The organism is Streptomyces sp. NPDC051578 (genome assembly GCF_044454045.1).
GTDB lineage: Bacteria > Actinomycetota > Actinomycetes > Streptomycetales > Streptomycetaceae > Streptomyces.
The window spans coordinates 491,941-515,718 of the sequence record NZ_JBITDH010000004.1 but is presented as its reverse complement, the minus strand read 5'-3'; the positions used below and the strand labels follow the sequence as shown (position 1 = coordinate 515,718).

The 23,778-nt window shown below is 72.5% G+C and carries 24 protein-coding genes and 1 pseudogene; 15 read left to right on the top strand and 10 right to left on the bottom strand.

The window, feature by feature from the left end:
* Positions 1 to 51 precede the first annotated feature (51 nt).
* The 3 genes from ACIA6C_RS21485 to ACIA6C_RS21475 all read left to right on the top strand — a co-directional run bounded on the left by ACIA6C_RS21485 (position 52) and on the right by ACIA6C_RS21475 (position 4,098).
* On the top strand, positions 52 to 1,176 hold the full coding sequence (locus tag ACIA6C_RS21485) for a threonine aldolase family protein (RefSeq protein ID WP_399277960.1): 1,125 nt from the start codon (positions 52 to 54) through the stop codon (positions 1,174 to 1,176).
* A 121-nt stretch (positions 1,177 to 1,297) separates the two neighbouring features.
* A complete protein-coding gene (locus tag ACIA6C_RS21480; RefSeq protein ID WP_399277958.1) occupies positions 1,298 to 2,422 on the top strand; it encodes a DUF5937 family protein in 1,125 nt (374 codons plus the stop codon).
* 119 nt (positions 2,423 to 2,541) lie between these two features.
* Positions 2,542 to 4,098 (top strand): M28 family metallopeptidase, encoded by a 1,557-nt coding sequence (locus ACIA6C_RS21475; protein ID WP_399277956.1) that lies wholly within the window; start codon positions 2,542 to 2,544, stop codon positions 4,096 to 4,098.
* A 35-nt stretch (positions 4,099 to 4,133) separates the two neighbouring features.
* Here the strand turns inward: ACIA6C_RS21475 and ACIA6C_RS21470 are convergent, their stop codons facing one another.
* Positions 4,134 to 5,156 (bottom strand): SAM-dependent methyltransferase, encoded by a 1,023-nt coding sequence (locus ACIA6C_RS21470; RefSeq protein WP_399277954.1) that lies wholly within the window; start codon positions 5,154 to 5,156, stop codon positions 4,134 to 4,136.
* A 106-nt stretch (positions 5,157 to 5,262) separates the two neighbouring features.
* Here ACIA6C_RS21470 and ACIA6C_RS21465 point away from each other — a divergent pair, with 106 nt between their 5' ends.
* Both ACIA6C_RS21465 and ACIA6C_RS21460 read left to right on the top strand, forming a co-directional pair.
* Positions 5,263 to 6,465 carry a sensor histidine kinase gene (locus ACIA6C_RS21465; protein WP_399277952.1) on the top strand — a complete coding sequence of 401 codons (1,203 nt, stop codon included), beginning with the start codon at positions 5,263 to 5,265 and terminating at the stop codon, positions 6,463 to 6,465.
* 3 nt (positions 6,466 to 6,468) lie between these two features.
* Positions 6,469 to 7,146, top strand: a complete 678-nt coding sequence (locus ACIA6C_RS21460) for a response regulator transcription factor (RefSeq protein ID WP_361129987.1) — start codon at positions 6,469 to 6,471, stop codon at positions 7,144 to 7,146.
* Between the two features lie 37 nt (positions 7,147 to 7,183).
* On the opposite strand, the gene ACIA6C_RS21455 is transcribed toward ACIA6C_RS21460, so the two are convergent.
* From ACIA6C_RS21455 to ACIA6C_RS21445, 3 genes are all read right to left on the bottom strand, one after another.
* Positions 7,184 to 7,657 carry a carboxymuconolactone decarboxylase family protein gene (locus tag ACIA6C_RS21455; protein ID WP_366081129.1) on the bottom strand — a complete coding sequence of 158 codons (474 nt, stop codon included), beginning with the start codon at positions 7,655 to 7,657 and terminating at the stop codon, positions 7,184 to 7,186.
* Positions 7,658 to 7,783: 126 nt separating this feature from the next.
* Positions 7,784 to 9,172 carry a PH domain-containing protein gene (locus tag ACIA6C_RS21450; RefSeq protein ID WP_399277949.1) on the bottom strand — a complete coding sequence of 463 codons (1,389 nt, stop codon included), beginning with the start codon at positions 9,170 to 9,172 and terminating at the stop codon, positions 7,784 to 7,786.
* Positions 9,169 to 9,660 carry a PH domain-containing protein gene (locus tag ACIA6C_RS21445; RefSeq protein ID WP_399277947.1) on the bottom strand — a complete coding sequence of 164 codons (492 nt, stop codon included), beginning with the start codon at positions 9,658 to 9,660 and terminating at the stop codon, positions 9,169 to 9,171. The genes ACIA6C_RS21450 and ACIA6C_RS21445 overlap by 4 nt, the downstream gene beginning before the upstream one ends.
* A gap of 31 nt (positions 9,661 to 9,691) precedes the next feature.
* Here ACIA6C_RS21445 and ACIA6C_RS21440 point away from each other — a divergent pair, with 31 nt between their 5' ends.
* The 3 genes and pseudogenes from ACIA6C_RS21440 (at position 9,692) to ACIA6C_RS21430 (ending at position 11,949) form a co-directional block, all read left to right on the top strand.
* On the top strand, positions 9,692 to 10,834 hold the full coding sequence (locus ACIA6C_RS21440) for an NADH-quinone oxidoreductase subunit D (protein ID WP_399277945.1): 1,143 nt from the start codon (positions 9,692 to 9,694) through the stop codon (positions 10,832 to 10,834).
* Between the two features lie 119 nt (positions 10,835 to 10,953).
* Positions 10,954 to 11,679: pseudogene (locus ACIA6C_RS21435) on the top strand (arylamine N-acetyltransferase); the annotation flags it as partial.
* A gap of 54 nt (positions 11,680 to 11,733) precedes the next feature.
* Positions 11,734 to 11,949, top strand: a complete 216-nt coding sequence (locus ACIA6C_RS21430; protein ID WP_190185956.1) for a hypothetical protein — start codon at positions 11,734 to 11,736, stop codon at positions 11,947 to 11,949.
* A gap of 39 nt (positions 11,950 to 11,988) precedes the next feature.
* On the opposite strand, the gene ACIA6C_RS21425 is transcribed toward ACIA6C_RS21430, so the two are convergent.
* The 4 genes from ACIA6C_RS21425 to ACIA6C_RS21410 form a co-directional block, all read right to left on the bottom strand.
* Positions 11,989 to 13,068 (bottom strand): hypothetical protein, encoded by a 1,080-nt coding sequence (locus ACIA6C_RS21425; protein ID WP_399277942.1) that lies wholly within the window; start codon positions 13,066 to 13,068, stop codon positions 11,989 to 11,991.
* Between the two features lie 112 nt (positions 13,069 to 13,180).
* Positions 13,181 to 14,164, bottom strand: a complete 984-nt coding sequence (locus ACIA6C_RS21420) for an ABC transporter substrate-binding protein (RefSeq protein ID WP_366081134.1) — start codon at positions 14,162 to 14,164, stop codon at positions 13,181 to 13,183.
* An 88-nt stretch (positions 14,165 to 14,252) separates the two neighbouring features.
* A complete protein-coding gene (locus ACIA6C_RS21415; protein WP_399277940.1) occupies positions 14,253 to 14,924 on the bottom strand; it encodes an ABC transporter permease in 672 nt (223 codons plus the stop codon).
* Between the two features lie 3 nt (positions 14,925 to 14,927).
* On the bottom strand, positions 14,928 to 15,653 hold the full coding sequence (locus ACIA6C_RS21410; protein ID WP_399277938.1) for an ABC transporter permease: 726 nt from the start codon (positions 15,651 to 15,653) through the stop codon (positions 14,928 to 14,930).
* A 167-nt stretch (positions 15,654 to 15,820) separates the two neighbouring features.
* On the opposite strand from ACIA6C_RS21410, the gene ACIA6C_RS21405 reads away from it, so the two are divergent.
* Positions 15,821 to 16,783, top strand: coding sequence for an ABC transporter ATP-binding protein (locus tag ACIA6C_RS21405; RefSeq protein ID WP_399277935.1), 963 nt, complete (start codon positions 15,821 to 15,823; stop codon positions 16,781 to 16,783).
* Between the two features lie 162 nt (positions 16,784 to 16,945).
* On the opposite strand, the gene ACIA6C_RS21400 is transcribed toward ACIA6C_RS21405, so the two are convergent.
* On the bottom strand, positions 16,946 to 18,055 hold the full coding sequence (locus tag ACIA6C_RS21400; protein WP_361130015.1) for an alpha/beta hydrolase-fold protein: 1,110 nt from the start codon (positions 18,053 to 18,055) through the stop codon (positions 16,946 to 16,948).
* Positions 18,056 to 18,208: 153 nt separating this feature from the next.
* Here ACIA6C_RS21400 and ACIA6C_RS21395 point away from each other — a divergent pair, with 153 nt between their 5' ends.
* The 6 genes from ACIA6C_RS21395 to ACIA6C_RS21370 all read left to right on the top strand — a co-directional run bounded on the left by ACIA6C_RS21395 (position 18,209) and on the right by ACIA6C_RS21370 (position 23,119).
* A complete protein-coding gene (locus ACIA6C_RS21395; protein WP_366081138.1) occupies positions 18,209 to 20,062 on the top strand; it encodes a phosphatidylglycerol lysyltransferase domain-containing protein in 1,854 nt (617 codons plus the stop codon).
* Positions 20,063 to 20,135: 73 nt separating this feature from the next.
* Positions 20,136 to 21,008 carry a dihydropteroate synthase gene (gene folP, locus ACIA6C_RS21390; protein WP_399277932.1) on the top strand — a complete coding sequence of 291 codons (873 nt, stop codon included), beginning with the start codon at positions 20,136 to 20,138 and terminating at the stop codon, positions 21,006 to 21,008.
* Positions 21,009 to 21,093: 85 nt separating this feature from the next.
* On the top strand, positions 21,094 to 21,480 hold the full coding sequence (locus ACIA6C_RS21385; RefSeq protein ID WP_399278032.1) for a nuclear transport factor 2 family protein: 387 nt from the start codon (positions 21,094 to 21,096) through the stop codon (positions 21,478 to 21,480).
* A gap of 130 nt (positions 21,481 to 21,610) precedes the next feature.
* Positions 21,611 to 21,970 carry a dihydroneopterin aldolase gene (gene folB / locus ACIA6C_RS21380; protein ID WP_136216387.1) on the top strand — a complete coding sequence of 120 codons (360 nt, stop codon included), beginning with the start codon at positions 21,611 to 21,613 and terminating at the stop codon, positions 21,968 to 21,970.
* Positions 21,967 to 22,575, top strand: a complete 609-nt coding sequence (gene folK / locus ACIA6C_RS21375; RefSeq protein ID WP_399277929.1) for a 2-amino-4-hydroxy-6-hydroxymethyldihydropteridine diphosphokinase — start codon at positions 21,967 to 21,969, stop codon at positions 22,573 to 22,575. The genes folB and folK overlap by 4 nt, the downstream gene beginning before the upstream one ends.
* Before the next feature lie 55 nt (positions 22,576 to 22,630).
* Positions 22,631 to 23,119: a DUF3180 domain-containing protein gene (locus ACIA6C_RS21370; protein WP_361130032.1), complete on the top strand. Its 489-nt coding sequence runs from the start codon at positions 22,631 to 22,633 to the stop codon at positions 23,117 to 23,119.
* A 37-nt stretch (positions 23,120 to 23,156) separates the two neighbouring features.
* Here ACIA6C_RS21370 and folE read toward each other — a convergent pair whose 3' ends face one another.
* Positions 23,157 to 23,765 carry a GTP cyclohydrolase I FolE gene (folE, locus tag ACIA6C_RS21365; RefSeq protein ID WP_361130035.1) on the bottom strand — a complete coding sequence of 203 codons (609 nt, stop codon included), beginning with the start codon at positions 23,763 to 23,765 and terminating at the stop codon, positions 23,157 to 23,159.
* Positions 23,766 to 23,778: the final 13 nt, after the last annotated feature.

The window sequence follows — 23,778 nt, the reverse complement described above, 5'->3', positions numbered from 1 at the left end:
TAGCCCCTGGGCGTGTCGGCCCGTCGGCGGCGGCCGGGCGATGATCAGGTCATGACGGATGACGAAGACCGGACGAAGCGGCTGGTGGCGGCGTGGCGGGGGGCGGAGCGGAAGCTGTCCGGGAGCCTGCTGGAGCCGACGCTGGGCGAGCTGCTGGCGACCCTGCCCGGGCTGGCCGGGGCGGACCCCGACGAGCCCGTCGACGCGTACGGCGACGGGGTGGTGGCGCGGCTGGAGCAGCGCGTCGCGGAGCTGCTGGGGACGGAGGACGCGGCGTTCTTCCCGAGCGGGACGATGGCCCAGCAGGTCGCGCTGCGGTGCTGGGCGGGGCGGACGGGGAACCCGGTGGTCGCGCTGCACCCGATGAGCCACCCGGAGCTGTGGGAGGGCGGCGCGCTGTCGGTGGTGTCGGGGCTTCGGACGGTGCACCCGACGCGGGAGGCGCGGCAGCCGACGGCGCGGGAGGTCGCGGAGCTGCCGGAGCCGTTCGGCACGCTGATGCTGGAGCTGCCGCTGCGGGAGGCGGGGTTCGTGCTGCCGACGTGGGAGGAGCTCGTCGCGCTGGTGGAGGCGGCCCGCGAACGGGATGCGGTGGTCCACTTCGACGGGGCCCGGCTGTGGGAATCGACGGTGCGGTTCGGGCGGCCGCTGCCGGAGATCGCGGGGCTCGCGGATTCGGTGTACGTGTCGTTCTACAAGTCGCTCGGGGGGCTGAGCGGGGCGGCGCTGGCGGGCTCCGCGTCGCTCGTCGCGGAGGCGAGGGTCTGGCGGCACCGGTACGGGGGCCAGGTCTTCCGCCAGTTCCCGCAGGCGCTGTCGGCGCTGGCCGGCCTGGACCGGGAGCTCCCGCGCCTGCCGTCGTACGTGGCCCAGGCGGGGGTGGTCGCGCAGGCGCTGCGCGAGGGGTTCGGGCGGGCCGGGCTGCCGTGGTTCCGGGTGCATCCGGAAGTGCCGCACACGCACCAGTTCCAGGTGTGGCTGCCGTACAAGGCGGAGCGGCTGACGGAGGCGGGGGTGCGGCAGGCGGAGGAGACCGGGCGCGTGCTGTTCCGCCGCTGGGCGCCCGCCGGGCCTCCGGGCGTGTCCATGACGGAGCTGGAGGTCACCGCCCCGTCCCTCTCCTGGACCCCGTCGGACGTCCAGTCGGCCGTCGCCGACTTCACCACCCGCCTCTAGCCGAACCGCCCCCCACTCCGGCCGAAACCGCAGCCCGGCCGGCGGTGAGGCCCGGGGGGAGGGGGTCGCTCGGACGGACCTTGTGGGGGGCGGGGGGACGGGCGGCCGGGAGAATGGGGCGATGAGCGTCACCATCGACATCGCCGGGCTCCCCGCGGAGCGGATCCGCTTCGCGCCCTCCCCCCTCGCGGAACTCTGCATGGCCCTGCACGCGCTCTCCCAGACCGCCCACCACCCCCGCCTCGCCCCCTGGGCCACCGCCACCACCGCCGCGCTCGACCCCTGCCTCGCCGACCGGCTCCTGGAGGCCGACTTCCTCTGGCGCAGCTCCTTCTCCGACATCTTCATGCCCTTCGCCGGCACCCCTGGCGGCACCGGCCTCCCCGCCGCGACCCTGGCCGAGGAGCTCGACGTACTCGACGGCCTCGACGACGAGCGCTTCGTGACGGCCGCCCTCGAACACTGCTGGCTCGCGCTCTACAACGAGGGCGGCGTCCCCTCCCCCCTCAAGGACCCCGGCTCCCGCGCCAGGGTGCTGGAGGCCGCCGCCGCCCGCGGTCCGGCCCAGCTGCGGTTCTCCCGGCGGCTGCTGGACGACACCGCCGCCGTCCGCGTCTGGCTGCGCCGCCTCCTGGAGGACTGCGACGAGGCGTTCTTCGCCGAGACCTGGCAGCGCACCGGCCCCCAGCAGGCCGCCGACGCCCGCCACAAGACCGAGGTGCTGCGCCGCAAGGGCCTGCCGGCCGCGCTCCGCGAGGTCTCGGCGGCGCTGAGCGTCGACGCGGCCGGGACCACCATCACCGCCGACAAGATGGTCGACGGGTCGACCACCGCCACCGACCCCACCATCGGCGCCGGCCTCGTCCTCATCCCCACCAACTTCGGCTGGCCGCACCTGCTCGTACTGCACGCGCCCGGCTGGCGGCCGGTCGTCCACTACCCCCTCGGCACGCCCGAACCGGCCTCCTCCCCCGGCTCGGTGGAGCAGCTGCGGCGCCGCATGGACGCCCTCGCGCACCCGATGCGGATGCAGCTGTGCCGCAGCCTGGCCAGGGCCCCGTACACCACGGGCGAGCTGGCCACCGTGTGCGGCATATCCGCCCCGGAGGTCTCCCGCCACCTCTCCGTGCTCAAGAAGGCCGGGCTCCTGCACACCCGCCGCCAAGGCCGCTACGCGCAGCACCAGTTGGACCTGTCAGTGGTGTCCCGCATCGGATCCGACTTCATCGAGGGGATCCTCCGCTGACCCGTGACCGGTAACTCCTCTTGGACTGGCCGGAATTCGCAGTCTGGCGGGAGCGGCTCCCCGCTGCTTAACGTGCGTCCACCGTTCGGCCCGCCGCACCTTGCCGTGAAAGGACCTCCATGCCCTCACGCCGTATAGCCGCAGCCACCGCCGCCCTGGCCGCGCTGGCCCTCGCCTCCCCGTTGCTGCTCGCCGGGCCCGCCGGTGCCAGCAGCCCGCAGAGCGACGCCGCCCAGGGTGACGCGCTCGCGAAGAAGCTGGTCCGGGAGGCGACCGGCAAGGGCGCCGAAAACCACCTCAAGGTCTTCCAGTCCATCGCCGACTACAACAACGGCACCCGGGTGGCCGGCTCCAAGGGCCACGTGCAGTCCGCCCAGTACGTGGAGGCCGTGATGAAGGCGGCCGGGTACAAGGTCACGCGGAACGCGTTCGACTTCGTGTACGTCGAGACGGTCGCCGAGACGCTGAAGGTCAACGGCGCCTCCCCGCGCGAGGTCCCCATCAAGCTGATGACGTACACCGCCAGCGGCCCGGCCGACGGCGTCACGGCGCGCCTCGCCGTCGCCCCCGTCGACGCGGACGGTACGAACGGCTGCGAGCCGGGCGACTTCGCCCCCGGCGCGTTCACCGGCCGCATCGCGCTCGTCAAGCGCGGCGGCTGCACCTTCGCCGTCAAGCAGGCCAACGCCGCGGCGGCCGGTGCGGTCGGCGCGATCATCTACAACAACACCGAGGGCGCCCTGAACGGCACGCTCGGCGAGGCCGACGCGGGCAAGGTCCCCACCGGCGGCGTCAGCCAGGCGGAGGGCGAGAAGCTCGCCGCCGAGGCCGCGGCCGGACCGGTCGAGGTCACCCTGGACATCCGCGAACTGCGCGAGAACCGCACGACGTACAACGTCATCGCCGAGACCCGCGGCGGCGACGAGAACAACACCGTCTTCCTCGGCGCGCACCTCGACTCGGTCGCGGCGGGCCCCGGCATCAACGACAACGGCTCCGGATCGGCCGGCATCCTCCAGGTCGCGCAGCGCCTCGCGAGCAGCCAGACGAAGATCAAGAACAAGGTCAGGTTCGCCTGGTGGTCGGCGGAGGAGTTCGGCCTGCTCGGCTCCGAGGCGTACGTGGGCGGCCTGACGGACGCGCAGAAGAAGCAGATCCGCCTCTACCTGAACTTCGACATGATCGCCTCGCCCAACGGCGCCTACTTCGTCTACGACGGCGACGACTCCGACAAGGTCGGCTCCGGCCCCGGACCCGAGGGCTCCGCCCAACTGGAGAAGGGCATCACGGACTTCCTGGACGGGCGGAACATCCCGCACGAGGGATCGGACTTCACCGGCCGCTCGGACTACGGCCCGTTCATCGAGGCCGGGATCCCCGCAGGCGGTACGGACACGGGAGCCGAGGGCATCAAGACCGCGGCGCAGGCCGCCAAGTTCGGCGGCCAGGCCGGTGTGGCCTACGACGTGAACTACCACGGCAAGGGCGACACCATCGCCAACATCGACCCCAAGGCGCTCGACGTCAACGTCGACGTCATCGCGAACGCCGTCGGCCACTACGCCTACGACCTGGCCCCGCTCGCGCGGCCGGCCGCCGCGCGGCCCGCGGGCGGCGGCGCGGGCGGCAGCGGCGGCGGTCTGCGCGAGGGCCACGGCCCCGGCCTGACGCGGTAGTGCGGCGGGTCCGGCAGGGGCGGCGCCGCACGGCGTCAGCCCGGCCGGACCCCGGAGCCGGACCCCGGCAGGCCCGGCAGGCCGTACAGGCCCGGGGTCCCTCGCAGCCCCACCGGCTGCACCAGCCACCCGAAGTCCCCGAGCCCGCCGCGCGCGGTGAGTTCGGCCGCCTCCCCCGCCGAGGCGAGGGCGCGCACGTATCCCGCCGGGTCCGTCGACGCCAGCGTCAGCGGCGGGCGGGCGCCCGAGACTCCGAGCCCCGCCAGCGCCTCCCGCTGCGTGAGCAGGGCCGCGCCCGGCCCCGCGCAGGCGTCGAGGGCCACGTGCGCGGTGATGTCGCAGCTGCCGTCCGGGACCGGCGGGACCTCCCGGCCGCCGCGGAAGCCGGTCAGGGTGCCGTACGGGGGCCGCGCCCCGCGGGTGTGCGCGTAGTCCACCGCCACCGCCAGGCCCCGGTCGAGGGTCGCGACGGCCGCCGCCCAGGCCTCGTCGCGCGGGCGGCCGATCTCGGCCCGGCCCCCGCCCGGCCACCACCGCTCCAGCCAGGCCCGGTCCCCGCTGTCCAGCGGGCCGCCCGGGCCTTCCGTACCGTCGGGCGCGACCAGTACGTACCGCCCGTCCTCGGCGACCTCCAGCGGTACGTTGTCCAGCCACTCGTTGGCGAACAGCAGCCCCGCGGTCCCCGCGGGCGGCCGCGCGACCCAGCGGATGCGGGGGTCCAGTCCCTCGGGCCGGCCCGCGCGTTCCACGGCGTACGGGCGCACCCGCCCCGCCGCCTCCGCGGGCAGGGCGGCGAGCACCCCGGTCAGGAGTTCCCCGCGCCCGGCCCCCACGTCGACCAGATCCAGCGTCTCCGGGCAGCCGAGGGCCTCGTCCACCGCGAGGAGGAGCCGGGCCACGGCGCCCGCGTAGAGCGGCGAGGCGTGCACGGAGGTACGGAAGTGCCCGGCGGGGCCGGGGCCGCGCGGGTCGACGTAGAAGCCGCCCGGTCCGTACAGCGCCGCCTCCATGGCGGTACGCCAGCGGACCGGCCCGATCCCTTCACCCTGAGCGCTCATCCCCCACAGGCTAAGCTCCCCTCCACCTTGGGGAGTACGCCCCCTTCGCGCGGATCGCCCCTGTGGTTGACTCCAGCACCTATCTCCTTTGCCTACGCTGGGTTACGTGCAGCGCCTTTACGATTTCCTCCGCAGACACCCGACAGGGGTCGACAGCTTCTGGGCCGTCCTCCTGTGCGGGATCGCGCTGCTGGACCTGGCGTCCGCCGGCCACCGCGGCACCGGTGAGCGGCTGCTCACGGTCCCGTCGGTGATCGCGATGGGCGTCGTCATCGCGCTGCGCCGCACGTGGACGCCGCAGATGTTCTGGCTGGCGGTGGGCACGGGCGTCTACCAGCTATCCGCCGGGGTCGAGGTGCACAACGGCGACTTCGGGATGCTGGTGATCCTCTACACCGTGGCCGCCTCGGGGGAGGTCTCGCGCCGGCTCTCGCGCTTCGCGTTCGCCCTCGGGCTGACCGCCTCGCCCCTGTACGCCCTGCGTTTCCACATCGACAAGGGCGGCACCAGCGACAACCTCCTCTTCACCCTCTTCGCCGTCGTCCCCTTCGCCCTGGCCTGGGTGCTGGGCGACTCCCTGCGCACCCGCCGCGCCTACTACGCGCAGCTCGTCGAGCGGAACCAGCGGCTGGAGAAGGAGCGCGAGGCGCAGGCCAAGGTGGCCGTCGCCGCCGAGCGCGCCCGGATCGCCCGGGAACTGCACGACGTCGTCGCGCACAACGTCTCGGTGATGGTGGTCCAGGCGGACGGCGCCGCGTACGTGATGGACGTGGCACCGGAACAGGCCAAGGAGGCGCTCCAGACCATCTCGGGCACCGGCCGCCAGGCGCTGGCCGAGATGCGGCGGCTGCTGGGCGTGCTGCGCACCGGCGAGCCGCAGGAGTCCGAGGACTACGTGCCGCAGCCGGACGTCGAGCAGATCGAGGTCCTGGTCGAGCAGGTCCGCACGGCCGGGCTCGCCGTGGACTTCGCGGTCGAGGGCGCGCCGCGGCGGCTGCCGAGCGGGGTGGAGCTGACGGCGTACCGGATCGTGCAGGAGGCACTGACCAACACGCGTAAGCACGGCGGCCCGGAGGCCAGGGCGAGCGTCCGGCTGGTGTACTTCGACGACGGCCTCGGGCTGCTGATCGAGGACGACGGCCGGGGCGCGGCCCACGAACTGTACGAGGACGGCGGCGCGGACGGCGCCGGGCACGGACTGATCGGCATGCGGGAGCGCGTCGGTATGGTCGGGGGCACGCTGGACGCGGGCCCGCGGCCCGGCGGCGGCTTCCGGATCAGCGCGCTCCTCCCACTCAAGAAGAGGTGATTGATGTCCATCCGCGTGATGCTGGTCGACGACCAGGTCCTGCTGCGCACGGGCTTCCGCATGGTGCTGGCGGCCCAGCCGGACATGGAGGTCGTCGCCGAGGCCGGTGACGGCCTGGAGGCGCTGGAGGTGCTGCGGGCCACGAAGGTGGACGTGGTGCTGATGGACGTGCGGATGCCGAGGCTCGACGGGGTGGAGGCGACGCGGCGCATCTGCGAGCCGGAGGAGCACCCCAAGGTGATCATCCTGACCACCTTCGACCTGGACGAATACGCGTTCTCGGGCCTCAAGGCGGGCGCGAGCGGCTTCATGCTCAAGGACGTCCCTCCGGCGGAGCTGCTGGCCGCGATCCGCTCGGTGCACAGCGGCGACGCGGTGGTGGCGCCGTCGACGACGCGGCGGCTGCTGGACCGGTTCGCGCCGATGCTGCCGACGACCTCCCAGGAGCCGCGCAACAAGGAGATCGAGCGGCTGACGGAGCGGGAGCGGGAGGTCATGCTGCTGGTGGCGCAGGGCCTGTCGAACGGCGAGATCGCGGCCCGGCTGGTCCTGTCGGAGGCGACGGTCAAGACGCACGTGGGCCGCATCCTGACGAAGCTGGGCCTGCGCGACCGCGTCCAAGTGGTCGTCCTGGCCTACGAATCCGGCCTGGTCCGCGCGGGCAGCCCCCCGTCGGCCTGACCGGCGGGAGGCCGCTTGCGGCCCGCGTCGAGCACCCTCAGCCGAACTGGCCGGGCTGGTAGTCGCCCGCGGGCTGCCGCACGATGACGTTCAGCCGGTTGTAGGCGTTGATGAGGGCGATCAGGGAGACGAGGGCGGCGAGCTGCTCCTCGTCGTAGTGCTTGGCGGCGTTCGCCCACGCCTCGTCGCTGACACCGCCGGCCGCGTCCGCGATGCGGGTCCCCTGCTCCGCCAGTTCCAGCGCGGCGCGTTCGGCCTCGGTGAACACCGTGGCCTCCCGCCACACCGCGACCAGGTGCAGGCGCCCCGGGGTCTCACCGGCGGCTGCGGCGTCCTTGACGTGCATGTCGGTGCAGAAGCCGCACCCGTTGATCTGGCTCGCGCGGATCTTCACCAGTTCCTGCGTCGCGGCGGGCAGCGCCGAATCCGACAGCAGCTTGCCGGCCGAGTTGATGTGCTTGAAGAACTTCCCGGCGGTCGCGCTGCCGAAGAGGTTCAGACGGGCGCTCATGGTGCTCTCCTTTGCCGTTGCGGGGTTACACCGCTATGACCGGCCGGCCCGCCCCCGTGTGACAGCTGCCGATATGACGTACATCACCCTCGATGGGCGAGGGTGGCGCCGGCATCGGCATCGGCATCAGGTCATCCAGCGGTCCGGGCGGGCCGAGGCCCGGGAGGTGCGGGAGCGGTCCGCTTGGGCGTAGAGGAGGGCGGAGGCCTCCGGGGCCGGGCGGAGCCGGGCCGTCACCGTGCCGTTGGCGCCGGTGTCGACGTGGACGTCGGCCACGCCGTGGAGCCGCTTCCACGGGCCCCGGGTGAGCCGGACGCTCTGCACCTTGGCGTGTGGGACGATCTCCGTACGGCGGCACATCAGCCCCCGCCGGGCGGCGAACACGTCCGCGGAGACCGCTACGCCGTAGCCCCGCCACCACACCGGGACCACCCACCGCGCACCGGCCCCCGTGGCCGGGGAGAAGCTCAGGGCCGCCAGGTCCACACCCAGGAGCACGCGCGCGATCACCTCGTACGCGGCGGCCCGCGCGGCCACCGGCACCAGCACGTCGTTCTTCGAGCCCGCCACCGCCAGCTCCACCCGTACCCAGCCGCGCCACCGCCACAGCAGCGGCTCGACGATCCGTACGGTCTGCACCCGGCCCGGCGGCACCGTCTCGTGGGCCCGGTCCGCCAGCCCGTGGTCGAGCCGCAGCCCGTCGGGGGACTCCGCGACCGTCCAGTCGTACTCGGTCAGGAACCGGCCCGCGCTGCTGCTCCAGGCCCAGCCGAGCAGCGGCAGCAGGGACGCCGCCGCCGCCCAGGGGTTGGCGCTGAACCACCACACCGCGACCGGCACGAGCAGCCCGCCCGCGACCGCCGCCAGCACGCCCAGGCTGAGCAGCAAGGAGACCAGCAGCTCGCGCGGCCCGACCCGGAGCAGCGCGCGCTCCGGCGCCTCGCCCAGGGCGACCGCCTCGGCCGGGGCGAAGCCGGCGGCCCGCGCCAGCAGTTCGGCGCGCAACGCGGCGGCGTCCTTCTCGGCCAGGTACGCCAGCTCGTCCTTGTCATCGGTGCCGATGACGTCGATCCGCAGCTTCGCCACCCCCGCGAGCCGGGCCAGCATCGGCCGGGTGACGTCCACCGCCTGGACCCGGTCGAGCCGGATGTGGGCGGTGCGGCGGAAGAGGAGCCCGCTGCGGATGCGCAGCTCGGTGTCGGTGACGGCGTAGTGCGTGAACCACCAGCTCAGCAGCCCGTACGTACCGAAGACCAAGAGCAGCGCGACGAGGACCAGGAAGCGGAGCGACACGGGCAGCTCGGTGATCCACTCCTCCGCCCGGTCGCCCTGCTGCGCGAGCACGCCGATGACGGCCGCGATGGGGACCCAGGCGCGCAGCAGCGGGGTCAGCGGGTGCAGCCGCCGCTCGTACGCGGCCACCGCCACCGGGGCGCCCACCGCCTCCGCGGCCCCCGCCACCGGGGTGCCCACCGCCTCCGCGCCCCCCGCGGCCTCGCCGCCCGCCGGGCTCACAGACCCGCCGATCTTGCTTCGCCCAGCTCCGTCAGCCGGTCGCGCAGCCGCTCGGCCTCGTCCGGCACCAGCCCGGGGATCTTCGCGTCGGTCGCCGCGGCCGCCGTGTGCAGCTGCACGGACGCCAGCCCGAAGCGCCGCTCCAGCGGCCCCGAGGTCACCTCCACCAGCTGCATCCGGCCGTACGGCACCACCGTCTGGGCCCGCCAGAGCACCCCCCGGCTGATCAGCAGGTCGTCGGCGCGCTCCGCGTACCGCCAGGAGCGCCAGTTCCGCCCGAGCAGCACCCAGGCCCAGGCCGCCGCCGCGAGCCACAGCACCCCGCAGGCCGCCCACGCCGGGCCGGCGGCCAGTCCCAGGACGACCCCCGTCACCGCCGCGAGGAGCACCGACCAGAACCCCAGCAGCAACCGGCGGAGCCTGAGCAGGCCACCCGGCAGTCCCACCCAGTCGGGGTGGCTCGTCCCACCCCTCGTCCCTGTTTCCATCCGCATAGCGTATGGCTGAGACAATGCGGCCATGACGGAGACGACGGTCGGTATCGGCGGAGCGGCGGAAAGCACCGACATGGTGCTCAACATCGGACCGCAGCACCCTTCCACGCACGGCGTCCTGCGCCTGCGCCTCGTCCTGGACGGGGAGCGCATCGTGAGCGCCGAGCCGGTGGTCGGCTACATGCACCGCGGCGCCGAGAAGCTCTTCGAGGCCCGCGACTACCGGCAGATCGTGATGCTGGCCAACCGCCACGACTGGCTGTCCGCGTTCTCGAACGAACTCGGCGTGGTCATGGCCGTCGAGCGGATGCTGGGCATGGAGGTCCCCGAGCGGGCCGTGTGGATGCGGACCCTGCTCGCCGAGCTGAACCGGGTACTGAACCACCTGATGTTCCTCGGGTCGTACCCGCTCGAACTGGGCGGGATCACCCCGATCTTCCACGCGTTCCGTGAGCGCGAGGAGCTCCAGGCCGTCATGGAGGAGATCTCCGGCGGCCGGATGCACTACATGTTCAACCGGGTCGGCGGCCTCAAGGAGGACCTGCCGGCCGGCTGGCTCGGCCGGGCCCGTGCCGCGGTCGCGGACGTCCGTACCCGCATGGACGTCTACGACAAGCTGGTCCACGGCAACGAGATCTTCCGCGGCCGCACGCGCGGGGTCGGCGTGCTGTCGGCGGAGGCCGTGCACGCGTACGGGGTCTCCGGCCCGATCGCCCGCGCCTCCGGCGTCGACTTCGACCTGCGCCGCGACGAGCCGTACCTGGCCTACGGCGAGCTCCAGGACGTCCTCAAGGTGATCACCCGCCCCGAGGGCGACTGCCTGGCCCGCTTCGAGGTGCTGCTCGACCAGACGCACAACGCCCTCGACCTCGCCGAGGCCTGCCTGGACCGGATGGCGCAGCTGCCGCCGGGGCCGGTCAACCAGCGCCTGCCGAAGGTGCTGAAGGCGCCCGAGGGGAGCACGTACGCCTGGACCGAGAACCCGCTCGGCATCAACGGCTACTACCTCGTCTCGAAGGGCGAGAAGACCCCGTACCGGCTGAAACTGCGCTCGGCGTCCTTCAACAACATCCAGGCGCTCGCGGTGCTGCTGCCGGGACAGCTGGTCGCGGACATGGTGGCGATCCTCGGCTCGCTGTTCTTCGTGGTCGGCGACATCGACAAGTAGTCGGCGACATCGACAAGTAACCGTCCGGCGAGGGGGCGACCGACAGTTCCAGCTCGGCCGGCCCCCCGGCATCGACTCCGAGTTGTCGGTACGGCGCCTGGCCTCGGGGGGGCGGCTACTGCTTCCACCTCAACGGCGCGTTCTCGGCGCTCCTCGAAACCCTGGGCTACGACGTGACGCGCCACTACGGCGGCGTCGTCCCGGACCTCGGTTCGCGCGACGTCAGCGGTGACCACCTCACGCTGACCGTGCGCGTCGAGGGGGCGGAGTACCTCGTGGACGTCGGGCTCGGCGACGGCCCTCACGAGCCGCTGCCGCTGCGCGAAGGCACGTACGAGCAGGGCGGCTTCCCCTACGCAGTGGAGCGGCTGGAGCCGCAGGAGGCGCAGGGCGTGGCGGGGCCAGGGTCAGCGGCCGGGCCAGGGGCAGGGGCCGGGGCCGGGCCAGGGGCAGGGGCCGGGGCCGGGGCCGGGGGCTGGAGCCTGCCCAACCCGTCCCGCCCGAAGCCCCGGATGAACTTCCGCTCCGCGCCCGCCGTGATGGCCGACTTCGCCCCCATGCACGCCTGGCTCTCGGCCGACGAGGGCTCCCCCTTCGTGGGCACGCCGGCCCTGTACCGGCGTGACGCCCAGGGCATCGACGCGCTCCAGGGGCGCGTCCTGAGCCGCATCGACCCGCTCGGGGGCACGAGCAGGCGGGAGTTGTCGGACTCCGGGGAGTTCTACGAGGTCCTCGCCACCGTCTTCGGGCGGGACCTCGGCGACCTGACCCCGGCGGACCACACGGCCCTGTGGTCCCGGGTGCTGCGCGCCCACGAGGCCTGGGCGGCGGCCCGGTCGGCCTGAGCCCGGCCGTCGGAGGGGGGCGAGGCTGTCGGTGACGGGGTGCAGACTGGGGGCATGTCCCACTCCCCCCGGCGGGCCTGTCCCGCCTGCGGCCGCGACTGCGCCGTGACGGCCGGCCGGATCGCCCGCCACGACCCGCCCGGCGGCCGGGAGCGCGGCGGCCTGGTGTCCTGCCCCGGTTCCCGCGCCCGCGTGGTCCTCGGCGCCTCGGCCCCCACCCTGGACGGCTTCACCCTCGGCCCCCACCCGGGCCAGCTGCCGCTGTTCTGAGCCGGGGTACGCGTCGAAGGGTCCCGCCCGGAACGGCCCTCAGGAGATCGCGGTACGCAGGCGGGCCACGTCGACCGGCTCGGTCTCGTCGTGCTCCGTCAGGTCGATGACCTGGCCCACCGCGCGCTGTTCGGCGGTCGCCGCCTTGAACTCCGGTTCGGCGTCGCCCTGTCCGGCCGACTCCGCCTTGTGCACCGCGAGGGCCTCCGCGCCGACGACGTCCGCGAGGTCCTCGTTCTGCACGGACTCGATCACGGCGCGGGCCTGGGCGGCGTTCTTGGTGCCGAAGAAGTCGAAGCCGCCCTCGACGCGCGAAGCGGAGCGCCGGGGTGCCGGGTACGGGGTCACCGCCGCGGCGAGCCGCCGGGCCGGAACCTGCGCGGCCCCGGCGCCGGCCTCGGCGTCCGTCTCAGTGCCGGCTCCGGCACCCGTCTCCCGGTCCGCCCCATCTGCCGTCGTACGGCCGTGCGCGTCGGACCCGGCGACCGGAGCCGCGGTCAGCGCCGCCCCCGACGCGCCCGCTACCGCGGCCCGCTGCTCCGCCTTGCGCACCAGCGCGGCCATCGCCGCGTTCGCGCGGGCGTACCCGACCGCCGTGGGCGCCCCGCTGCCGGTGCGCTCCTGCGACACCGCCGGGAGTTCCTTCGGCGCGGCCGGCCCCGAAGCCGCCTCGATGGCGAGCAGCCTGCGCCGCTCCAGGGCGCTGGCGCGCTCCGTCTCGGCGGTCGCGTACCGGCGCAGCAGCGAGGCGTGTTCGCCGCGCAGGCCCGCCAGTTCGACCCGCTTGGCCCGCAGCTTCGCGTCCAGCTTGGCGCGCAGCGCGCGGGCTTCTTCCAGGTCGGATTCGAGCTCGGCTATCCGCTCTTCCGTCTTCCACTCGTCCTTGACCCGCTCTCGAGCGAGCTCCGCCACCCGGCGCCCGGCCGAGCGGTCCCAGGAGCGCATGACGACGGCGCCCGCCACGCCCGCGGCCGCGGTGAGGGCCACGAGCAGGCGCAGCGCCACCGGCTGCGCGAGCAGCCAGGCCGCACCGGCAGCGGCCACGGAAACACCGGCGAGGGCCGTCGGCGTGAGCAGACGGTGCAGAGGTTCTGGATTGCGGTGGCGTCCACGGGGCATGGCCTGAAATTTACAGGGCGTAGGCGTGGTGTGGGGTAGCCGCCCGGCAATCTCTTACCGGGCGGTTACCCGCCATTTCCGCACCAACCGCGTAACTGATCTTCGTACGCGGCTACTTCTTGAGCAGACCCTTGGATTCCAGGTACGCCTTGGCCACATCGGCGGCCTTCGCGCGCTCGGCGTCCACCTTCCGGTTGAGGTCGGCGAGGTCGGCCGTCGTCAGCGTCTTGGTGAGCGGGTCGAGCGCCGCGGCGACCTCCGCGGAGCCTGCGTCCTTGGCGTTGACGACCGGCAGGACGTTGTCGGCGTTCTGCAGCTTCTTGTCGTCCTCCAGCAGGACCAGGCCGTAGTTGTCGAGCGTGGCGTCGGTGGTCGTGGTGAGCACGAGCTGGTCCACGCCGTCCTTGACGGCCTGCTTGGCCTGCGGGGTGCCGACGCCCTTCGGGTCGACACCGGAGACCGAAATTCCGTATGTCTTCTCCAGCCCCGGCTGGCAGAAGGGGCGGACGGCGCATTCGTCACCGGCGGCGATCTTCACCTTGAGGCCCGACTTGCCGAGATCGGAAAGGCTCTTGAGGTTGTTCTTCGCGGCGAATTCCTTCGTCACCGCGAAAGCGTTCTGGTCGACGGCCGAACCCGCCGGCAGGACCTTCAGCCCGAGCGGCGTCGCGAGCTTCTCCAGCGCCGCCACCGTCGCCGTCGCATCGCTCGACGCGACCGGCTTGTCCTTCGGCGCGTCCTTGCCGTTGACCTTGGCGTTCAGGAACTCCGCGAGGGTCGCCGCGTACTCGGGGACGACGTCGATCTCGCCCTTCTCCAGCGACGGCTCGTACAGCTCACGGTTGTTGACCGTGGTGACGGAGGTCGAGTAGCCCGCGTTCCGCAGGACTTGCGCGTACAGCTCCGCCAGTACGTTCGACTCGGTGAAGCCGGCCGCACCGATCACCAGCTTGCCCTTGGCGCCGCCGTCCGGGGCGGAGGAGGACGAGCCGCCGTCCTTCGTCTTCTCCAGGCTGTCGCCGCCGCACGCGGTGAGCGATGCGGCCAGGGCGGCCGCACCCAGCGCCGCGCCGAGGACGTGCAGGGACTTGCTCATGTGGTGCTCCTCCAAAGGAGTGGGCGGACGGAAGACTTCGGGAAAGGGAGGCATCGGGAACGGGAGGCATCGGGGTCGAGCGGTGGGATCAGCGGGCCGCCGACGGGTGGCGCGGCAGCAGCCTGTCCGCCGCCACCAGCGCCCCCTCCACCAGCAGGGCCAGCAGCGCCACGAGTACGGCGCCCGCCACCACCTGCGGGGTGTTGTACGTGTTGAACCCGGCGGTGATGATCCGGCCCAGACCGCCCTGGCCGACCATCGCCGCGATCGTGGCGGTGGCGATGACCTGGACGGCGCCCGAGCGCAGCCCCGTCATCACCAGCCTGCGGGCGAGAGGCAGTTCCACCCGCAGGAAGAGCTGGACCCCGGACATGCCCATGCCCCGGGCCGCCTCGACCACCGAGCGGTCGACCTCGCGCATGCCCACGTAGGCGTTGGTCAGCAACGGGGGGACCGCGAACAGCACGAGCGCGATGACGGTCGGCAGATAGCCGGCGCTGCGCAGCGGCGAGACCATGAACAGGGCCAGCACGGCGAAGACCGGGACGGCCCGGCCGGCGTTGGACACGTTCACCGCGAGGGTGCCGCCCTTGCCGAGGTGGCCGAGCCACAGGCCGAGGGGCAGCGCCACCGCGCAGGCGATGGCCAGCGCGATCCCGCTGACGTACACGTGCTCGCCGAGCCGGTGCCAGACGCCGTTCTCGCCGGCCCAGTTGGCGCCGTCCGCCAGCCAGTCCCACGTCCCGCCCAGTACGCCCATGGCTCAGGCCCCCTCGGCCGGGACGGGTACGGGAACGTCCGGGGTCGCCGCCTTGCGCACGCGGCCCGCCCGGGTCCAGGGCGTGAGCAGCCGCTGCAGGCCGAGCAGCAGCAGGTCCGCCACCAGCGCGAGCAGCACGCACAGCACGGAGGCGGTGAGCACCTGCGCCTTGAAGGAGCTGTTGACGGCGGGAGCGATGAGGTTGCCCAGCCCGCCCTTGCCCACGATGGAGCCGACGGTCGTCAGCGCCACGGTGGACACGGTGGCGATCCGTACTCCGGCCAGCAGCGCGGGCAGCGCCAGCGGCAGCTCGACCTGCCACAGCAAGCGGCCCGGCCCGTATCCCATCCCGAGCGCCGCCTCCCGTACCTCCTGCGGCACGGCCTCCAGACCGGCCATCACGTTGCGGACGAGGATGGTCAGCGAGTACAGCACCAGCCCGGTCACCACCAGCGCCGCCGAGAGCCCGAAGAACGGCAGCAGCAGCGAGAACATGGCGAGGGACGGGACCGTGTAGAGCAGGGTGGTCAGACCGAGGACGGGCGCGGCCCAGCGGCGGCCCCGGCGGGCCAGCAGCGCGAGCGGCACCGACACGGCGAGACCGATCAGCACCGAGACGGCGGTGATCCAGACGTGCTGGACGGTGGCGTCGGTGAGTTCCCGGGAGCGGGAGGTGACGTACTCCCAGCAGAGCCAGTCGTTGTCCACGAGGCAGTTCCGCTTGTCCACCCTGCCCCCCCTCACCGGACGCATACGTTTTCGATCAAGGCCCCCGTAGCGCGGGGACACGGCCGGAACCGACCATAACCCCCGGCACCGACAATGGCCGGAATCCTTCGCACCGAGGCAACACGCCCTTCACACACCTTGCCCCCGGGTTGAGGAAAGATGGCGAGGTGATCCGATTCGAGCATGTGACCAAGCGCTACCCCGACGGGACCACGGCCGTCGAGGACCTGTCCTTCGAGGTGGCGGAGGGTGAGCTGGTCACGCTGGTCGGCCCCTCCGGCTGCGGCAAGACGACCACCATGAAGATGGTGAACCGGCTCATCGAGCCGACCTCCGGCCGGATCCTGCTGGACGGCGAGGACGTCTGCGCCGCCGATCCCGTCGAACTGCGGCGGCGCATCGGCTACGTCATCCAGCAGGTCGGGCTGTTCCCGCACAGGACGGTGCTGGAGAACACCGCCACCGTGCCCCAGCTCATCGGCACTCCCAAGGCCAAGGCCCGCGCCCGCGCCGCCGAGCTCCTCGAACTCGTCGGGCTGGACCCGTCGGTGTACGGCGACCGCTACCCGGAGCAGCTGTCGGGCGGCCAGCGCCAGCGGGTCGGCGTGGCCCGCGCGCTGGCCGCCGATCCGCCGGTGCTGCTGATGGACGAGCCGTTCGGCGCGGTGGACCCGGTGGTGCGCGAGCACCTCCAGAACGAGTTCCTGGAGCTCCAGCGCACCGTGCGCAAGACGATCCTGCTGGTCACCCACGACCTGGAGGAGGCGATCCGGCTCGGCGACCGCATCGCCGTCTACGGAGCGGGCACCATCGAGCAGTTCGCCCGCCCGGCTGTGGTGCTGGCCGCTCCCGCCACCGAGTACGTGGCCTCCTTCGTCGGCGCCGACCGCGGCCTCAAGCGCCTCGCGGTCACCCCCGTCGACGCGGCCGACCTGTCCCCGGCGGACGGCGCCGCCCCGGCCGCCGACATCGCGCTGGGGGCCACGTTGCGCGAGGCGCTCGCGGCCCTGCTCCAGGAGGACTCCGGCCGGATCGGGGTCAAGGACCCGGACTCCGGCGCGCTGCTCGGCGTACTGACCCCCGAGTCCGTGCACCGGGCGCTGCGCCGGGCCCGGCTCCAGGAGGCGTGAGCCAGGCGCCAGCGGGCGTGAGGCCGGCTCCAGGGGGCGTGAGCCAGGCTCCGAGGGCGTGAAGGCTGGCTCGGAGGGCCTGGACGCAAAAGGAGGGTGACCGGCCTTCAGGGCCGGTCACCCTCCTCGCTTCCCCCGCCGGAACCCCGCCGGCGGCCCACCTCAGGCCTGCATCCGGCCGCTCAGCCACACCAGCATCGGCGCGATCTCGCGGCGCCAGGTGTTGAAGTTGTGGCCGCCGCTGTCGAGGATGATCGAAGAGACCCGGTCGGAGCCCTTGACCAGCTTGATGAACTTCATGGTGTCGCCGAGGTTGTCCTCGCCCTTCTCGCTGGTCGTGACGAGGAAGGACGTACCGGCCGGCTTCTTGTGCTCGATGCTGTGCAGGATGTCGGCGCGCTTCTTGAGCTTGTCGTCGCCCTTGAACAGGTCACCGGTCGTCGGGTCGTCGGCGGCCTGGTAGTACGCGGACAGGCCCACACCGGCACCGAAGGTCTGCGGGTAGTGCGCGGCGATCTTCAAGGCGCAGTAGCCGCCCGTGGAGTTGCCGATGAAGCCCATGTTCTGCGGCTTCTTGCCCACCCGGAAGGTGGTCTGGATGGCCTGCGGCAGGTCCTGCGCGAAGAAGGTCTCGGTCTGCGGGCCGCCCGGGATGTCCACGCACTCCGTGTCGCGCGGGGGCGCGATCGTCGGGCGCAGCATCACGAGGATCATCGGCTGCATCTTGCCCGCTTTGGCCTGCTTGAAGGCCGTCATCGGGTAGTTCAGCCCTTTGATCAGGTTTTCGGCCGTGCCCGGGTAGCCCGTCAGCACGATGGAGGCCGGGAAGTTCTTGTTCTTGTAGTGCGGCTGGAAGTACTCCGGCGGCAGCCACACGTACCCGGGGCTCGTTATCTTCGACTTGGGGCCGGTTATGGCAACCTTCAGGATCTGACCACCGACCTGAGGCTTGGCGCCGCCGGGCACGTCCAGGCTCTGCTTGTCGACGACCTTGATGTCCTTGGTGCTCATCGAGTGGTCGACGACCTTGCCCATGGACGTCTGCTGGCCGAACAGGTCGGCCCAGGAACCGTAGAAGAGGAAGGACTTGTTCGCCGCCAGGCCGACCGCCGCGAAGAGCGCCAGCTGGGTCACGAGCAGGAGGCCGATCCGGCCGAGCAACGCACGCCAGGTGCGGCCCGAGAGCCGCGGCCAGAACCACACGGTGGCCGCGAACAGCAGCACACCGAGGATGATGGCCAGGACCAGAACCGTATTACTGGTGAGACCCATGAGCAGTCAGTCGACTTTCTGGTGGCAGGACTGGTTTTTTCTCGACGGAAGAGTGAACCCGCTCGCCCTTGATGTCGTCCTAGGGGACGCACCACACTCCGGAGGCTGTCGCGGCCTTCGGCCACATGATCTCTCGCGGAGCAACGGGAAGCGATGTCTAGCAGGATAGATGGCGATAAGTCGGGACAGGTTCCGAAGGCGGTCCGCCGAATCTTCCGCGGACCCCAGCCGGAGTCGGTGCCCGGCCTGGTAGGTACGGCCGTCATGATCGTCGGCCTTCTGGACATCGCGGCAGGTGTCTTCCCGCGATTCCGGCACAGCCGGTTCCACTCGTTCACCGAGGTGCTGCCCGGCTCCCTGGGTCCGTTCGCCGCCGCGCTGTCCATCAGTGCGGGCGTACTGATCCTGCTGCTGGCCCACGGCCTCAAGCGGCGCAAGCGGCGTGCCTGGCGGGCCGCGGTCGTCCTGCTGCCCGCGGGCGCCGTGGCGCAATTCACATACCGGCACTCCTTCATCGGCGTGATCATCGCGGCGGTGCTCCTGGCCCTGCTGCTGCGCCACCAGAGTGAATTCAAGGCGCTCCCGGACCCGCGCAGCCGCTGGAAGGCGCTGGCCAACTTCGTCCTGCTCAGCGCCGGCTCCATCGGCCTCGGCCTGGTCATCGTCAACGTCCACCCGAACAAGGTCGTCGGCAACCCGAGCCTGTACGAGCAGATCACGCACGTCGTCTACGGGCTCTTCGGCTTCGAGGGCCCGGTCGAGTACGCGGGCCGCGTCTCCTGGACCGTCGGCTACTCCCTCGGCGCGCTCGGCATGCTGACCGCCGTCACCACCATCTACCTGGCCTTCCGGCCCGAACACCCGGCCGCCCGGCTCACCGCCGACGACGAGGCGAAGCTGCGCGAGCTGCTGGCCAAGCACGGCGGCCGCGACTCGCTCGGCCACTTCGCGCTGCGCCGCGACAAGGCCGTCGTCTTCTCCCCCAGCGGCAAGGCCGCCGTCACCTACCGCGTCGTCTCCGGCGTGATGCTCGCCTCCGGCGACCCGGTCGGCGACGTCGAGGCGTGGCCCGGCGCCATCGAGCGGTTCATGGAGGAGGCCAAGGCCCACTCCTGGACCCCGGCCGTCGTGGGGTGCAGCGAGACCGGCGGCGAGGTCTGGACGCGCGAGACCGGCCTGGACGCCCTGGAACTCGGTGACGAGGCGATCGTCGACGTCAAAGACTTCTCGCTCGCCGGACGCGCCATGCGCAACGTCCGCCAGATGGTCAAGCGCATCGAGCGCAACGGCTACACCACCAAGGTCCGCCGGGTCAGCGAGCTGACCGAGGAGGAACTGGAGCAGGTCCGCGGCGCCGCCGCGGCCTGGCGCGGCACCGATACCGAGCGCGGCTTCTCCATGGCGCTGGGCCGGGTCGGCGACCCGGGCGACGGGGACTGCTTCATCGCCACCGCGCACCGCGTGGAGGAGGGCGACACCAGCCCCTTCGGCGACCTCAAGGCCATCCTGCACTTCGTCCCCTGGGGCAAGGACGGCATGTCGCTGGAGCTGATGCGCCGCGACCGCGCCGCCGACCCCGGCATGAACGAGCTGCTGATCGTGGCCTCCCTGGGGGCCTGCCCGGATCTCGGCATCGAGAAGGTCTCCCTGAACTTCGCGATGTTCCGCGCGGCCCTGGCCCGCGGCGAGAAGATCGGCGCCGGACCGGTGCTGCGGATGTGGCGCGGCCTGCTGGTCTTCCTGTCGCGCTGGTTCCAGATCGAGTCGCTGTACAAGTTCAACGAGAAGTTCCGCCCGCGCTGGGAACCCCGCTTCATGGTCTACCGGCAGACCCGCGACCTGCCCCGCATCGGCTTCGCCGTGATGCAGGCCGAGGGCTTCGTGACGCTGGCCCTGCCCCGGCTCTTCGCGAGCCGCCGCCCGCCCAAGCAGGTCCGCCCCTGCGCCCACACGGACGGCCCGGCGGTACCGGCCCAGCCGGGAGAGCGCGAGGTGCAGGCCGCGTAGCTCCCGCTCGCGTCCCACCCAGGGCCCGTCCCCGTACGCCGAACGGCCGGGGGACGGGCCCTACCCTTGAGCTATGAACACCAACCACGGGGCCACCGCCAGGGGCCGGGTGACGGGCCTGCCGGAGTGGGACCGCTGCGGGGTCATGGGCGTCGTGAACGTCACCCCCGACTCCTTCTCCGACGGCGGCCGCTGGTTCGACACCACCGCCGCCGTCAAGCGGGGCCTCGATCTCGTCGCCCAGGGCGCCGACCTGGTCGACGTCGGCGGGGAGTCCACCCGGCCCGGCGCCAGCCGCGTCGACGCCGAGGAGGAGCTGCGCCGCGTCGTCCCCGTCGTGCGCGGCCTGGCCGCCGAGGGGATCGTCGTCTCCGTCGACACCATGCGGGCGCAGGTCGCGGCCCGGGCCGTCGAGGCCGGGGCGCGCCTGGTCAACGACGTCAGCGGCGGGCTCGCCGACCCCGGCATGATCCCGGCCGTGGCCGCCGCCGAGGTGCCGTTCGTGGTCATGCACTGGCGCGGTTTCAGCGCCGGCATGAACAGCCTCGCCGTCTACGGGGACGTCCTCGCCGAGGTCTGCGCCGAACTGCGCGACCGCATCGACGCCGTCGTCGCCGGCGGCATCGCGCCCGAGCGGCTCGTGGTCGACCCGGGACTGGGCTTCGCGAAGAACGCCGAGCACGACCTGGCCCTCGTCGCCCACCTGAGCGAGCTGCGGGAGCTGGGCTTCCCGCTGCTGGTCGCCGCCTCGCGGAAGCGTTTCCTCGGTCGGGTCCTGGCCGGGCCCGAGGGCGGCGCCCCGCCGCCCGCCCGGGAGCGGGACGCCGCCACGGCCGCCGTGTCCGCCATCGCCGCCCACCAGGGCGCCTGGGCGGTACGGGTCCACGAGGTACGGGCGAGCGCGGACGCGGTTCGGGTGGCCCGAGCCGTGGAAGGGGCACTGTGATCCGTCAGACCGACCGGGAAGGGGCACGGTGAGCCGTACCGACATCGAGGCCGTCGAAGAGATCAACACCGCCTTCTACGAGGCCATGGAGCAGGGGGACTTCGACGCACTGTCGGCACTCTGGCTGGAGGACGAGATCTCCTGCGTGCACCCCGGCTGGCCGGTGCTCTCCGGCCGCGGCGAGGTGCTGCGCTCGTACGCCCTGATCATGTCCCACACGGAGTACATCCAGTTCTTCCTCACCGACACCAAGGTGGCCGTGCTCGGCGACACCGCGCTGGTCACCTGTACCGAGAACATCCTCAGCGGCGGCCCCGCCGAGGACGGCGGGGAGCTGGGCCCGCTGGTCGGCCAGCTGGTCGTCGCCACGAATGTGTTCCGACGCACATCCGAAGGCTGGCGCCTGTGGTCCCACCACGGATCCCCGGTCCTTACGGACTCCGAAGATGAGGACGAAGGGGACACCGACTGACCCCATGGGCGGGGCCCGAGGTTTATCGCAGGTAAATTCGAAGGTGGACGACGCCGACCGCACTCGGCGTAGGCCCATGGCCCCGGGGAGTCCCGGGACCGGAAGCACCTACGAAACAGGAGTGATTCGCGTGGATCGTGTCGCGCTGCGCGGCCTCAAGGCTCGCGGGCACCACGGCGTCTTCCCCCGGGAACGCGAGGAAGGCCAGACCTTCATCGTCGACCTGGTGCTGCACATCGACGCCCGTCCCGCGGCGGCTGACGACGACCTGGCCAAGACCGTGCACTACGGGGTGGTGGCCGAGGAAGTCGTCGACGTGGTCCAGGGAGAGCCGGTCGACCTGATCGAGACCCTCGCCGAGCGGATCGCCCAGCAGTGCCTCAAGCACGAAGCGGTGGCGCAGGTCGAGGTCGTCGTCCACAAGCCGGACGCGCCGATCACCGTCCCCTTCGACGACGTGACCATCACGATCACCCGGAGCCGCGCATGAACAACGGACTCAACGCCCAGAGCGACCCGACCGTCCAGCCCGTGCCCGCCTCGGTGGTGGAGGCGGTCGACGCGGCGGACACGACGCTGTCCAACCCGAAATGGGCCGTCATCGCGCTCGGCGCGAACCTCGGCAACCGCCTGGAGACGCTCCAGGGCGCCATCGACGCCCTCGGCGACACCCCGGGACTGCGGGTCAAGGGCGTCTCGCCCGTCTACGAGACCGAGCCGTGGGGCGTCGCGCCCGGCTCGCAGCCCTCGTACCTGAACGCGGTCGTCACCGTGAAGACCACCCTGCCCCCCTCCTCCCTGCTGGAGCGCGGGCACGCCATCGAGGAGGCCTTCGACCGCGTCCGCGAGGAGCGCTGGGGGCCGCGCACGATCGACGTCGACATCGTCGCGTACGCCGATGTCGTCTCGGACGATCCCGCCCTGACCCTCCCGCACCCGCGGGCCCACCAGCGGGCCTTCGTGCTCGCGCCGTGGCACGACATCGACGCCGAGGCCCGGATCCCGGGCCGTGGAGCGGTCTCCGCGCTGCTGGCCGGAATCGGCCTCACCGGCGTCGCGCCGCGCCCGGATCTGGAACTCCACCTCCCCGAGTAGTCGTTAGCCTGTTCACTGCTGACGGAAAGCGGCTCAGAAAGCGGGGAACGGGCACGTGAAGCAACTGAGGCCGGCGGTCCTGGCGGGCATCTTCGTGGTCGCCGGGGTGCTGTCCTGGGCGGGCGCCCGGCTCTGGAACACGTACGGCACCCTCCCGGGCGTCCCCCTGGCGGCGCCGATCGTCCTCGCGGTGATCGCGGTGATCCTCTTCGCGACGGGACTGTCGATGCGCAGCCGGCTCAAGGCGCAGCGCGAGCGCCGACCGGGGGCCAAGGGCGTCGAGCCGTTGATGGCGGCCCGAGCAGTGGTGTTCGGGCAAGCCAGCGCCCTCGTCGCGGCCCTCGTCGCCGGCATGTACGGGGGCGTCGGCGTGTTCCTGCTGACCGACTCCCTCGACGTCCCCGCCCGCCGCGACCAGGCCTGGTACGCGGGCGGATCCGTCCTGGCGGGCGCCGCGGTCATCGCGGCGGCCCTGTTCCTGGAGCACGTCCTGAAACTCCCCGAGGACGACGACGCCGACCCCCGGTCCCAGGCCCGCGCCTGACGCCGGCAGCCGGTCCCGTGCGGGACCGGCCGAGGGGTCAGCGCGCCATGATCAGGCTCATCGCCTCGTTGCGGGTCGCCGGGTCGCGGAGCTGGCCGCGGACCGCCGAGGTGATGGTCTTCGCGCCGGGCTTGCGGACACCGCGCATCGTCATGCACATGTGCTCGCACTCGATGACCACGATGACGCCGCGCGGCTCGAGGATCTCCATGAGCGAGTCGGCGACCTGCGTCGTCAGCCGCTCCTGCACCTGCGGGCGCCGGGCGTAGACGTCCACGAGGCGGGCGAGCTTCGACAGGCCGGTGATCTTGCCGTCCGCCGACGGGATGTAGCCGACGTGCGCGACACCGTGGAACGGGACCAGGTGGTGCTCACAGCTCGACATGACCTCGATGTCCTTCACCAGGACCATCTCGTCGTGGCCCAGGTCGAACGTCGTCGTCAGGACCTCCTCCGGCTTCTGCCACAGGCCGGCGAATATCTCCCTGTACGAGCGCGCCACACGGGCCGGCGTCTCCAGCAGGCCCTCACGGTCCGGATCCTCACCGACCGCGATCAGGAGCTCGCGCACGGCCGCCTCGGCGCGCTTCTCGTCGAACTCGCCGATCCTGCCCTCGCCACCGGTCAGGGTCACTGGGTCGGTCATCTCTTCCTCGTTC